Origin of the sequence: Amycolatopsis sp. NPDC051061, from assembly GCF_040682935.1 — a bacterium.
Classification (GTDB): Bacteria; Actinomycetota; Actinomycetes; order Mycobacteriales; family Pseudonocardiaceae; genus Amycolatopsis.
Map to the genome: position 1 here is coordinate 214,086 of NZ_JBFBBZ010000003.1, position 12,632 is coordinate 226,717.

The 12,632-nt window shown below is 72.1% G+C and carries 12 protein-coding genes; all 12 read right to left on the minus strand.

Features of this window, described 5'->3' with window-relative positions; all coding sequences use genetic code 11:
- Nucleotide 1: 1 nt before the first annotated feature.
- A complete protein-coding gene (locus AB0N03_RS05695; RefSeq protein ID WP_364365926.1) occupies nucleotides 2-340 on the minus strand; it encodes a hypothetical protein in 339 nt (112 codons plus the stop codon).
- Nucleotides 341-350: 10 nt separating this feature from the next.
- Nucleotides 351-890, minus strand: a complete 540-nt coding sequence (locus AB0N03_RS05700) for a phage baseplate assembly protein V (RefSeq protein ID WP_364365929.1) — start codon at nucleotides 888-890, stop codon at nucleotides 351-353.
- Entirely contained in the window at nucleotides 887-1,996 is a 1,110-nt protein-coding gene (locus AB0N03_RS05705; protein ID WP_364365932.1) for a hypothetical protein, read from the minus strand. The genes AB0N03_RS05700 and AB0N03_RS05705 overlap by 4 nt, the downstream gene beginning before the upstream one ends.
- Nucleotides 1,989-2,318 (minus strand): LysM domain-containing protein, encoded by a 330-nt coding sequence (locus AB0N03_RS05710; protein ID WP_364365934.1) that lies wholly within the window; start codon nucleotides 2,316-2,318, stop codon nucleotides 1,989-1,991. The genes AB0N03_RS05705 and AB0N03_RS05710 overlap by 8 nt, the downstream gene beginning before the upstream one ends.
- Nucleotides 2,319-2,327: 9 nt before the next feature.
- The gene (locus tag AB0N03_RS05715) at nucleotides 2,328-2,960 is read right to left on the minus strand and encodes a hypothetical protein (RefSeq protein WP_364365937.1); all 633 of its coding nucleotides are present in this window, start codon (nucleotides 2,958-2,960) and stop codon (nucleotides 2,328-2,330) included.
- Nucleotides 2,957-3,388: a hypothetical protein gene (locus AB0N03_RS05720; RefSeq protein ID WP_364365939.1), complete on the minus strand. Its 432-nt coding sequence runs from the start codon at nucleotides 3,386-3,388 to the stop codon at nucleotides 2,957-2,959. The genes AB0N03_RS05715 and AB0N03_RS05720 overlap by 4 nt, the downstream gene beginning before the upstream one ends.
- A gap of 14 nt (nucleotides 3,389-3,402) precedes the next feature.
- A complete protein-coding gene (locus tag AB0N03_RS05725; protein ID WP_364365942.1) occupies nucleotides 3,403-7,104 on the minus strand; it encodes a DUF4157 domain-containing protein in 3,702 nt (1,233 codons plus the stop codon).
- Nucleotides 7,105-7,360: 256 nt separating this feature from the next.
- A complete protein-coding gene (locus AB0N03_RS05730) occupies nucleotides 7,361-9,391 on the minus strand; it encodes an ATP-binding protein (RefSeq protein WP_364365944.1) in 2,031 nt (676 codons plus the stop codon).
- On the minus strand, nucleotides 9,391-10,626 hold the full coding sequence (locus AB0N03_RS05735; RefSeq protein ID WP_364365947.1) for a DUF4255 domain-containing protein: 1,236 nt from the start codon (nucleotides 10,624-10,626) through the stop codon (nucleotides 9,391-9,393). Before AB0N03_RS05735 ends, AB0N03_RS05730 begins: the two co-directional genes overlap by 1 nt.
- The gene (locus AB0N03_RS05740; RefSeq protein ID WP_364365950.1) at nucleotides 10,623-11,378 is read right to left on the minus strand and encodes a hypothetical protein; all 756 of its coding nucleotides are present in this window, start codon (nucleotides 11,376-11,378) and stop codon (nucleotides 10,623-10,625) included. The genes AB0N03_RS05735 and AB0N03_RS05740 overlap by 4 nt, the downstream gene beginning before the upstream one ends.
- Nucleotides 11,375-12,097, minus strand: a complete 723-nt coding sequence (locus AB0N03_RS05745) for a hypothetical protein (RefSeq protein WP_364365953.1) — start codon at nucleotides 12,095-12,097, stop codon at nucleotides 11,375-11,377. Before AB0N03_RS05745 ends, AB0N03_RS05740 begins: the two co-directional genes overlap by 4 nt.
- 3 nt (nucleotides 12,098-12,100) lie before the next feature.
- Nucleotides 12,101-12,625, minus strand: coding sequence for a phage tail protein (locus tag AB0N03_RS05750; RefSeq protein WP_364365956.1), 525 nt, complete (start codon nucleotides 12,623-12,625; stop codon nucleotides 12,101-12,103).
- Nucleotides 12,626-12,632 lie beyond the last annotated feature (7 nt).

Below are 12,632 nucleotides of genomic sequence, written 5' to 3' on the forward strand. Positions count from 1 at the left end.
CTCACCGTCCCGTCACGAGCAGTTGCATGGCGCTGATCAGCGGCGGGCCGGGGGCCGCGGAGCCGGCGCACACCCCGCCGCCGGGCGTCGGCCCGGCCGGCGGGGTCGACTGCGTCAGCACCGGCGAGCCGTTGACCAGGACGGTGGACACGGTGGCCCACTGCACCTTCACGCACGGCGTGGGCTGCGCCGGGCAGCCGACGACGACGATCTGGTCCGCCGCGGTCGCGACCGGCATCCCGTTGACCTTCGGGCCCAGCGGGTCGGCCGGCACGACGGTCGCCGTGCCGCCGTGCGGGCAGGTCATGGTCATTCCACTGTGGACGAACAGGCCGGGCATAGGTTCCCCCTCACTTCGGAACGACCAAGGAGCCCTCGTTGATGATCACCGAGGTGCCGAAGAGCCGGACGGTCGCCAGGCCCGGGCCACAGGACAGCTCGATGCCGGCTTCGCTCATCTTGATGTAGGGCCCGATGGGCCCGTTGGGGCCGCGGACCTGCAGCCGGATGCCGCCGGTCGGCTCGGTGCCGTCGGTGAGCAAGATGAAGTTCTGCGCCGGGGTGGACAGCACCACCTGCGGGACTCCCGGTGGAATCGTCGCCGACACCGGCGGCTGCTCGATCGTGCCGCCGCGCCAGAACCCGGTCCACACCGCGCGGTTGATGTCGCCGTCCTCGAACTTGACCCAGACGCCGGTCTGCACAGCCGGCACCACGTGCATGCCCGCGGTGGAGTACTGCGGCACGGCCCAGATGCACGGGTCGTTGCCGAGCACGTCGTCGACCCGGACCAGGATCCGGTTCTGCTGCATCGGGTCGAAGTTGGTCACCACGACGCCCCGGTAGAGGTCCCGGAAGTCGGGCTGCTCATTGCCATTCGGTGCCGTCATGGGCTCACCCGATCGGAGAAGGGGACGAAGCCGTCCCGGGCCAGGCTGAAACTCTGCGTGTACTCGCCGCGCTTGATCTCGTGGGTGACGCTCTTGACGTAGTAGAGGCCGTCGTAGTTCAGGCCCGCGCCGCGCACGCCGACGATGCCGCGGGACTTGAGCACCTGCCCGTACCGCAGGACGTCGAGCTTGCCCTGTCCGGTCACCGCGTCGGCGGCCTTGGACGTCACGCTGATCGCGCGCAGCATCGCCTCGGTGATCGACCGGTCGGTGAGCTTGACGATCGGCTCTTCCTTGAGCGTGGTCGCCGGGCGGGCCGCCAGCGGTGGTTTCAGCAGGCTGAGGCTGGGAAGCGGGACCGAGACGCCGATCTTGGTGTTCGGCTCGGTGATCCGCACGGTGTACTGCTTGCGTGACAAGCCGTCGAAGCTGAACGACAGCGAGTCGACGTTGTCCGCCGCGCCCGAGTTGGTGGTCAGCGCGGGCTGCGGCACGCCGATCCGGATCTCCGGGCCCCAGTAGGCGACGCTGGCGCCGGGCACCGGTCCCGGCACGAGGTAGAAGGTGTACCCGACCTCCTCGCCGAGGCTGGTCAGGTACTCCAGGTCGGTGCTGGACTGGATCGGGATCCGGTCGATCGGGTTCGGGATGGTGGGGATGACCGGCGGGATCGCCAGCGGGATCACGCCGTACATGGCGTACTTCAGCAGCACGAGCGTTGCGCGGGCGTGGTGCGGCAGGGCCGGGTACCACGCGTGCTCGGTGCGCAGGTCCATCAGCAGGCTCAGGTCTTCGCCGGTCACGGTCAGCGTGCCGGCGCCGGGGTTGAGCTCGTGCCGGGTGATGACGCCGTCCATCAGGACTTCGGTGCTGCCGCCGACGACCGCGGCGATGACCACCCTGGCGGGCGGGTCGAGCAGCCCGGCCGGCAGCAACGCCGTGGTGATCACGGACTTCTTGCTCACCGCGAAGGTGAGCTGGAACCCGCTGCGCGCCCCGGCGCTCGAGGTGACCTGCACCGACTGGAGCGCGTCCATCAGCGCCTGCGGCGCGGGGAGGGTCACGACGTTGCCGATGCGCAGCAGCAACTGCACGCTCTTACCCATGGACGGCTCCGGGCAGCAGGGTCGCGGCCGGCCCGGCGGCGGCGGGCAGGGTGATCCGCAGCTTCCGCCCGGCGACGGCGAGCTCACCGGGATCGAAGGCCCGGTTGGCGTCGGCGACCTGCCAGGCCAGCTCGGCGTCACCCAGCTCCCCGAAGGCGACGGCGTCGATCCGCTCGCCCGCGACGACGACGTGCTCGCGGAGCAGCGTCAGGTCCTCGGGCCGGGGCACGAACCGCCGCCGGACGTAGGTCACCGCGCGCCCGTCCGGCAGCCGGTGCGTCGCGGTCGGCAGGCCCTGGTGGCGGCTGGTGATGGCGAACATGGCTTCCTCTCAGACCTTCGGGGTGCCGACATCGGAGATCGGGTTGCGGACGGACTGCGCGAAGCCCTCTTTGCGTCCCTGGTAGGTGAGGTAGAGGACGCCACCGTGGTGCTGGTGCCCGAGGTCGTCGACGGTGAGCACCCGAACCCCGATCCCGACCTTCGCCCGCACCGGGTTGAGCGCGCCGTCGAAGAGCTCCTCGGTGACGCTGAACTCGGTGATCCGCACGGGAACAACCCGTTTCGGCCCCAGCACGAGCACCAGCAGCGGCGACTCCAAGGGGGCGACTTCGATCTGCCCGTTGCGCGCGAGCGTGTCTTCGTGCTGCAGCTGCCGCACGGTGGGGTAGATGCTGAGCTCCAGCGCGGAGAGCACGGGATGCAGCCCATCGGGATACTTGTCCGGCGCGGCGGCGGCATCGAACTCGGCGTCGAACTTGAACTGCTCCTGCGCGGGGCCTTTGAGCCGCAGGGCTTCCAGCCGGTCACCGGGTTCTTTTCCGATGCCTTGGGGCTGGAGGGTGCGGGTGAGGGTGTCGGGGTTGTACTGGAAGGGGATGGTCCGCAGCGCGGTCCCACGGTCGGGGTCGACGAGCACGAACCCGCCGCGGACCGGGTGCAGGGCTTCGGGGAAGGTGCTCATCCGGCCACCTCGATCCTGAGGAGCGCCAAGCCGTCCCCGTCCGACAGGTACTCTCCCGGATCCGCGCCGAGCACCGTTTCCACCGCGGCGACTACCTCGGTGAGCCTCACCGATCGGGACCACGCCTCCTCGTACTCGTGCTCGATGTCCGAGATCGCCTCACTGAGGATCGCGGTGACGTCCGCCGCGACCGGGGAATCGTTCCGGCCGGCCACGACGTCCGGCCGCGCTTCGGCGTGGGCGACCAGGGGCTGGGGATCCTCACCGCTGCCCAGCGCCACGGCCAGCGCCGCGAGCACCTCGGCGAGCCGCGGCTTCGGCCGGGCGGCCGCGGTCCGTTGGCGCGCGAGGGCCGAGAAGGCCCGGCCCAGCGTGTCGAGCGGGTCGTCGCCCAGCACGTCGTCTCCACCGATATCCCACCAGGACACCGGACATCACCTCCTTACGGGCAGTAGCCCTCGGCTTGCACCTTCGGGTCGTCCACAATGCGTCGCCGGATCTCCTCGGTCCGGGTCACCATTTCCTCTCTGCGGTTCACGATCTGGTTTCCCTTGGCCTGCTCGAGGTCGATGTTGTGCTGTTCGGACCAGATGGCGGTGTCCTTGGTCAGCCCGGACAGCTGCGGCTCGAGGTTGACCTTGGCCATGAACTCGAAGAAATCGCGAAGCTTCTTCGTGAGTGGCCGGCCTTGCTTGTCGAGCCCGGTCCGCAGCGCCTGGGCCGCGTCGGACCGGTGTTGCCCTCGGCGGCGCAGGATGTCGTCGGTCCGGCCGACGTACACCTCGCCCGGGCGGTCCGGATTCGTGCCGATGTAGAGAAATTGGTCGCCGCCGAGGCCGACGTTGAACGGACCTTCGTTGTGCACCAGCACACCCGGTCCGACGAAGTAGTGCGGCGTGCTCTCCACCGTCAGGTTCCAGGTGACCGCCTCGGTTTCCGGAAGCCGCCGTACGGAGTCGATCGCCACGAGCGCGCCGTCCACCCGCCGCAGTTTCATGCCGGGCCGGAGTTCGGCGGCCGTCACCCACCGGCGCGCCTCCTCGACCCAGAACCGGTGACGTCCCGTGGCCCGCACGGCGACACCGGCCGCGGTGATCTCGTGGAAGCGGGTAGTCCGGTTCCGGAGCACTTGGAGCACCCGGTGGACGACGACCTCACGGGAGTACAGGTCGAACGACAGGATCGGCGTCCCGGCCCGAAGGCTGTCGATCCGCCGGGTTCCGGCCGGAGTCCAGACCTCGGTGTCGCCGGAGAAGCACGGCAGGGCCAAGCGGCTGCCCAGTGGGTCGGCCTCGAGCTGGGCGCGGGCGTGTGCCTGTTCCGCCGCGCCGAGTTTCTCCTGCACCGTACGGCGTTCCGCGTCGAGGTCGTTCGCCTTGTCCTCGACCCGCTCCAGCTCGGCAGCCTCCGCGTCCGCTTTCGCTGGGTCCCGGGCGCGGTTTTTTTCCGCTGCCTCGGCCCGGATCCGCGCGCGGCGCCGTTCCGGTTCCAGCGCCCGTAGCTTGTCGTTCGCTTCCCGCAGGCTGTCTTGGAGCTCGGAGACCCGGCTCCGTGCGCTCGCCAGCTTCTGCTGGGCTTCCGGCTTGACCGGCGGCACCTTGCTCTTCCCCGGGGTTGCGGCCGGCGCCTTCTCCGCTGGCGCCGGAGCGCTTTTCTCCGCCGGAGCGGATGGCGTGGTGTCCGCCGGTCGGGCCGCCTCCTTCGCGGCCGCCGCCTCGGTGAGCCGCTTCGCCACGACGGACTGCGCTGCGGCCTGCTGCTCCTGACCGGCGGTCTTGGCGCCGAGATCGGTTTCGCCCGCGTCGACGGCGGCTTTGAGCTCTTCCGGGGTCCGCGCCTGTTCGACGGCTTTGACCGTTTCGTCGACGTGCTGGTGAAACCGGTCGACCTGTCCCTTCGCCTCGGCCGGGGCGTCGCGGAGCGCTTCCAGGGTGCCCGCCTTGACCTGGTCGGAAGCGGGGCTGCCGGTGCCGGTGGCCGCGTCCATCGCGAGCACCTTCTTCGCGGCCTCCGGGGTGAGGCCGGTGCATTCGGCGAGGGCGGAGTCGCCGGCCGCGACCGCCTCGACCACCTGCCGCCCGGTCATGCCCTGCATCCGTTTCGATGCGGCCTGAAGCGGCGCGTTCTGAGCTTGGAGGCCTTCGAGGAGGCCGGGCTTGGCCGCGCGCAACCGGCTCAGCAGTGAGGCTCGGACGTTCTCCAGGGCCGCGCCGGCTCCGGTGACCTTGAGCAGCTGCGTTCGCGCCGTGCCCAGCGCGTGACCGACGGTCTGGTACCGCTGGCCGAGCGGAATCCGGGCCACCAGTTTGGCGGCCAGGTGCAGCGCGAGCAGCGCGGCCTGGACGATCACGTTCACCGTCGCTGCCGACGACTTGGCCACGTCCGACTGGTACCGGGTGGGATCGGTTTCCCGGGCGGCGGACTGGATCCGCAGCTCCGCTTCGGTGGCCGAGGCGGCCAGCGCCAGCTCGCCGGCGAGCATGCCGACGAGGGCCAGCTCGGCGACGTTCACTCCCGGCACGAACAGCAGGGCGACGAACAGGACGCCCGCCACACCCGCGACGTAACCTTCGTATTTGCCGACCGCCCCGGCGATCGCCGCGGAGCGCGCATACGGGTTGCGGCTGCCGTCCGCCGCTTCCTTGACGTCGTCGACGATGCCGGCCGCCACCTTGTCCGGTCGCACCACGCCTTCGACCATCCCGGTCGCGAGCTCGCCCGGATGCGTGGCCATGTGCCGCAGGTGGACTGCGGTCTGCCGGTCCGCCACCTCCCGCGCGATGGCCTCCCGTTCGTCCTGGCTCTTCGCGGACAGGTCGCCGAGGTCCACGCCATGCCAGGTCTGGTCGAGCTGGTCGGACAGGGTGGGTGCGGCGGCCTTCTTCTCCTGCCGGCGGCGTTCCATTTCCCGCTGGATCTCGCCCTTGACCACGAGGAACCGGTCGAGTGACCGTTCGAACTCCGTGATGTCGCCGGTGAGGCGGGTCGCCAGCTCCCGGTACATCTGCAGTTCGGCGGGCGTGAGCCGCTTGAGCTTTCCGACGATGCGGGCGAGCTGCTCCGGGTCGGCGTTCTTGGCGGCGACGCCGCGTCCCAGGATCTCCCGGATTTCGGGCGGAAGGTCTTCGGGGGCGTTGGTGGCGTTCTTCGCGGGGTCGCCCGCGCTGGGACCTTGTCCGGTCCCGGGAGTTTCCGGTTTTTTGGGGCCGTGCCCGCCGTTGCCCGGGCCGCTCGGGTGCCGTGGGGAGCCGCCCGCCGTCGCCGGCTCGGCGATCACGACGTCGATCACGGCAGCCTGCACCCGGGCGCCGAACTCCGCCGACTTCGAACTCCAGGCGATCACATAGCCCTCGCTGTTCGCGATGCCGCCCACCGGCTCGGTGTAATGGCCGGCCGGCAGCCCCAGGAAGGTCAGCGGAAGCTCGGTCAGCAGCTTGCCGTCCGCCGTGTACAGCCGCACGCTGCCGGCCACGTTGCGGCCGAGCGGCTCACCCCGGACTCCGTCGCGTGCGGTGGCCCGCACTTCCAGCCTGGTGACGCGGGCCGCGAGCGGAGTTTGCCGCTGCGCGCGCACGACCAACGCAGTGTCCCGGCGTGCCTGGACCGTGTGTGTGAGCTCGTGCGCGAGCAGGTGCCGCCCGGCGGCGGTCGTGGTGCCGAAGCGGCCTGGGCCGAAGAAGATGTCGTTGCCCGCGGTGAATGCCTCCGCGCCGAGCGCCCCGGTCAGCTGCTGTGCCCCGGCGCCGGTGTGGATGCAGACCCGGGAGACATCGGCGAACCCGTTCGCGCCGACCGATTCGGCGGCCGCGGGCGGGAGCGCCATCCCCTTTCCGAGGAGGTCGTGCAGCCGGGTGCCGAACGAGTCGGGCAGGGCGGTGGTCGCCGGCCCGTCCGGGATGCCGGGAGAAGTGACCGGGCCGCCGGCCAGGGCCATGTCGCCGGCGGCGTCCGCCGCGGCCTCCTGCCCGTGGTCGTGCCGCAGGAGCCGGGCTCGCCCGCGCACGGGCAGCCGCGCGAAGTCGGGTCCGAGGCGATGCCCGGGCACGAGATAGGACTCGTCGGTCTGGTCATGGCCGGCCGTGGCCGGCGGGCGCCGGGTTTCGGCCACGACCGGGACGGCGTTGACGGCGGCGCGCTCGGTCATCGGGGCCCTCCATGAGGAGCCCGCGGCGCGAAGCTCCCGAACACCGAACCCGCGATGTCTCGGCCCAGCGCCGAAGTGGGGCCAGCGGGCACGTCTGTCGCCTCGATGTGTGGTGCCCGGCGTGCCCGCCATCCGGCTCGCGGCGCGGCGGCCACCAGCCGCGTCAATTCGGTGTGCAGAGCCTCTCGGATGGCCGCCGCCTGGTGGGGCTCCGCGACGCCGTCCAAGACCACTCGTTCGATGTGCAGTTCGATCCTCACGCCGGTGCTCCTTCCCACGCGAAGTCGCGCTCCGGCATCGGGAGCTCCAGCTTGCGGAACTCCGTCCGGGCCGCCGCCAGCACGTGCCGCATGGTGATCGGCGTCTCCGCTCCCGCCGCCAGGAATGCCGCGTTCAACGCGATGTTGCGGATCATTCCGCCGCTGGCCTGGAGGCGGCTCAGGCGGTCGAAGTCCAGGTCGGCGTGCGGGGCGGCCGGGGGGAACGCCTTCTCCCAGATCGCCCGGCGCTGGGCCGCCGCCGGGAACTCGAACTCGACGATGAACCGCAGCCGCCGCAGGAACGCGGTGTCCAGGGCCGACCTCAGGTTCGTCGCCAGCACCGCCAGCCCGCGGTAGGCCTCCATGCGCTGCAGCAGATAATTGACTTCGATGTTGGCGTAGCGGTCGTGGGAGTCCTTCACTTCGCTGCGCTTGCCGAACAACGAGTCGGCTTCGTCGAAGAACAGGATCGAACCGCCGCCCTCGGCCGCGTCGAAGAGGCGGCGCAGGTTCTTCTCCGTCTCGCCGATGTACTTGCTCACTACCGCCGACAGGTCGATCCGGTACAGGTCGAGCCGCAGGTGGTTGGCCAGCACCTCGGCCGCCATCGTCTTGCCGGCGCCGCTGGGCCCGGCGAACAGCGCGCTCAACCCGAGCCCGCGCGTGACGCGGTCGCCGAACCCCCACGTTTCGTACACCGTCGTCCGGTGCGCCACCTGGTCGGCGATCTGGGTCAGCGTCCGCTGGCCTTCGTCGGTCAGCACGATGTCGGCCCAGGTCACCTTCGTTTCCAGCCGCTGCGCGAGCGCGTCGAGCCGGGGCCGGGTGCGCACGCGGCAGGCGCGCCAGGCCGCGGCCGGGTCTCCGCCGGCGACGGCCGCGACCTCGCGGATGGCCGGCAGCTCCAGGCCGAACTGCGCGGCGAGCGAACCGGTGCCGGCGTCGGGGCCGTACACCGCGCGCCAGGCTTCGGCCCGCTCGGCCGGGGTGGGCGGGGCGACGTCGAGCACCAGCGACGGGCGGCCGAGCTCCGGCCAGCTCTCCCGGCAGGCGAACACCGTCTTCCCACCGAGCCGGGCGAGGAACCGGCCTGGCTTCAGCTCGCCCGCGTCGGCGTCTTCGACGTCGAGGTAGAGCGCGAGCGGCAGGAGCGTCGATTCGCGCTCCCACAAGCGCGCCAGGTTGTCGGCCTCGGCCGGCTCCCGGGGCAGCGACGACGCCGCGAGGCGGCACCCGACCAGCCCGGCGGCCGTCGCGGCGCGCGCGGCCACCAGGCGCTTGCCCGGCTCGTCGGGGCCGACCAGCTGGACGATCGGCGCGGCCGCGTCCGTCCGCCGCCAGGTGCCGGTGATCTCCTCGGCCACGGCCCGCTGGGACGGCGGCAGGTCCGCTTCCGGCACCGGCTCGAGCCGTTCGATCAGCGGCGAGAGCCGGTCGTCGACGTAGTTCATGCCCTTGAGGTGGTTGACGATCCGCTCGTCCGCGCGCAGGGCGGCGGCGATCAGGCCCTGCCCGTTGTGCCGGGTGATCTCGACGAGGCGCCAGTACCGCAGCCCACCCTGGGGCGACACCACCTCCCACGCCGGGTCGGGCAGCACGGCCAGCGCCAGCCCGAACGTCGGATACGTCATCCGCTCGTTGCCCTGCGCCTGCGCGCAGAGCCGCGTCATCGCCGGGTCGAGCTCCGTCGCGGCGCACAGCAGCAGGGTGTCCCGCTCGAAGCGGGACAGGCCGAGACGGGCCGCGAGGTCGGCCAGCGGCGGCGTGGCTGACGCCTCGGCGTCGCGCACGGCCCGTTCCGCGGCGGCGACCTGCTCGTCGGTGACCAGCTCGTCCACAATGGACGGGAGGGGGACCGTCGGGCGGGCGAACAGCCGGGAAAAGCCCGTTCGCTCGGGCGGGATCGGATCGGGCAGCGGCACCGCGGCGCCGCCGACGTGGTGGCGCAGCAGCAGCCGCAGCCAGTCCAGCGACGCGGCGAGGAACCGGCCGTTGGCTTCCTCGAGCGCTTGCGGGTCGGTAGTCATCACATCACCGTCACCGACTGGTCCGGGACGAACGCCGGCGTGCCGCCCGAGCGGTCGATCAGGACGCTGTCCACGCCGGCGACGCGCAGGCGGATCAGGTGCGGACCCTTCTCCGCCGCCGGCACGACGAACCGCGGGTGGCCCGCGGGGCGCGCCGTCGCCGGGTCGGGTCCGATCGCGCGCCCGTCGAAGATCAGCAGCACCGGCTGCCCGGCCAGCGCGGGCGGGGTGTAGGTGAGGTCGATGACCGCGGCGCCACCGGTCTGCGCGACCTGCGCCGGCAGCTGCGTGATCGTCGGCGCGACGGCCAGCGGCACCTCGTTGGTGACGCTGACGACGCGCCGGACGCCGGCGCCGTCGGGCACCTCGGTGGTCAGCGCGAGCCCGGCCGACCACAGCCCCGCCGGGAACTCACCCAGGGTCGCCGGATCGAGCGTGAACGACGCTTCGGTGCCGGCGAGGTCGCCCGGGGCGATCGGCACGCGCACGGGTTCCGGCTTCAGCGGATGGGTCAGCCGTGCCTCGGCGGACACCGCCGACAGCCCCCGCCCGCGCAGCGTGACCCGCTCGCCGAGCCGGGCCGCCTGCTGGCCCTCGGCAGGCACCGCGGCGGCCACCACAGGCAGCTCCAGCGGGAGGCTGCCCTGCGCGGTCGGACCTTCGCCGGCGCGGCCGCGCTTGAGCACCGGGACCGGGGTCCGCACGGCGCGATGGCTGTCGATGAGCACGGCCCGCACCTCGTAGGCCACGGACATGCGGTACGGGGTCTGGAACGCCGACCACAGCGAGTAGATGTCCTTCTCGCCGAACGGCTGCCAGCTGATCCGGATCCGGTCGAGCTGCTTCGCGACGTCGCTCTCCGGGGCGAACGCCGCCAGTTCCCCGCGCTGCAGGACGGGGTTGTCGTGCAGCACCCGGATCGCCCTGGCCAGCAGGCGGTGGGCCTCGAGGTCGGGGTCGTGCCGGACGAACGGCGTGATCAGGTAGTGCAGGACCAGCGGGAACGGCTGCTCCCCGGTCTCGCCGGCCGCGAGGTCGATCCGGTCGGTGTTGCGCAGCGAGCCGTCCACGTCGGCCTGGAACAGGTAGAGGTTGACCAGCTTGTCGCGGGTGCCGTCGGCCAGCTCGTTGAGCGGCTTGGTGTCGACCCCCGCGCCGCTGACGTCGTGCAGCGCGTCGAGGATGAGCCCGCTCAGCGTCCGGGTGACGGCGACGACCGCGTCTTCGTCGCTCATCTCCGGTCACCTCCGGCCCGGTTCCGCAGGTAGTCGTCGAGGCTCACGGCGGGGCGGCGCGGGGACTCCGCCCGGGCCGGCCGCGGTGCGGGCTGCGGTGCGGCCTTGACCTCCACCCGGCCGATGCTGATGTGTACGGTCGGTTCGGCCGCCGGGGCCCGGCGGGACACCGGCCGCGACGGCTTCGGCACGTCCACCGGTTCGCGCGCGGCGGCGGGCGCCGGCCGGACGGGGTGCGCGCGGACAGGTTCGGCTTCGGCGGGGAATGATGGGGGCGCGGACTCGTCCTCGAGAGACGGCGCAGCCGCCCGGCCACCTTGCCGGGTCTTCGCCGGGCGTTCCGGGGTGGTCCGCGCCGGTGCGGCCGGAAGCCGGGCGGGCTCGGGAAGGACCACTTCGACGGTGACCGGGTGCGCGGCCGCCGGGGCGTCGACGGTGAGTGTCCCGTCTTCCCGCGGTGCGGGCCGCTCCTGGGCGATCGGCGCCTCGTCCTCCCGCGGTGCGGGCGGTTCCGGTTCGCGCCACGGGACTTCCGAGGCAAGCCGCGGAGCCGACGGCGGTTGTGTGACGACGGGCGCCGCGGCCGGAAGTTCGAACGTCTCTTGTGGACTGTCGGTGACCTCGCCCATCGGCAGGGCGGCGTCGACAGCCGCGCGAGCCCGGCGGGGTTCGAACAGGGACGCGACGACCGGCCGGATCGGCGGCGCGGCGGCCCCGGTCCGGCCGAGGAGGCGGTGCACGAAGTCGGTCATTCCGCCACCAGCTCCAGGTAGCACTGCCGGCGGGCCGGGCTCACCGCGAGCACGTCGTCCTCGGACCAGCCGTAGGCGACGGCGAGCACGTGGACGTCGTGCAGGAGACGCCGGGCGTAGGCGTCCAGCTCCGCCCACAGGTGCGTGGTGACGTCGAACGGCGAAGCCCACTCGTGGCCGCAGTTCGCGCAATCCAGGTCGAGCAGCACGTCCGCCTGCGGGTCCTGCGCGGACAGCTCGGCGGCGAGCGCGTCCAGCACGCGCTCGGGGAGTTCGTCCACCGTCACCTTCCGCCCCTCTCTCGTCGCCGTGGTCACCACCCGGCCCAGCAGGCTCCGCCGGGTGGCCGTGACGTCCGTGCGGCCGTCCCGCACGGTCAGCAGGTCCCGGCTGGTGATCAGCCGGAACCCGACCTCGAACCCGTCGAGCCGGACCTGCCGGCCGGCGCCGGGCCCGGCGGCCCGGACGTCGTCGGTCGTCAGCTCCAGCTCCAGCTCTTCCCCGCACGAGGGACAGGTGACCGCGCACGGGAATGTGGTCCCGAAGGACCGCTCCCGCAGCGCGAGCACGAACGCCTCGCGCCGCCCCACGCTGAGGTCCGCGGCGGACGCCGCGTCGGCGCCGCCCGCCGCGGCGAGCACCAGGGCCCGCCGCACGACGTCGCCGGCGAGGCCCGCCTCCCACACCGCCAGCAAGCCGGCCTCGGTGAGCGCGCCCACGGGTCAGGCCGGGTCTTCGAAACTCGCCTCGGCCGGGTCGGGCAGGTCCTCGCGGATCCAGCCCTCGTTCTCCAGCTTGACGTGCTGGATGGCGACGGCGTTGGCGTTGGCGTCCAGGTCGGACACCGGCTGGTACTCCGAGACCCAGCAGTTGAACACCTGGTAGGACAGCACCTTCTGGCCCGCCTCGTTGAAGACGTCCACGATGATGTCCCGGCGGAAGTCCTTGAGCGAGGACTCCAGCCCGCTGCCGGAGTTGTGGTAGCTCCACACCCGGTTCGCCCACTGCTCGAACACCTTGTCGCCGGTGACCCCGCGTTCGAGCGTGATGGCGTCGTACTCGGTGCGGCCGGGGAGCTTGAAGCTCGTCGCCGGGTCGCCGCCGCAGCGGTGCTTGACCACCTCGGTGCTGCGCTTGAACCCGGTCACCTTGCTCACCGCGGCGATGTAGTCCGTGCCGCCGCCGAACTTCACCCGGAAGCGGAAGTTCTTGTACGGATCGCGGCGCTTCGTCTTGCTGTCGACCATGACCGTC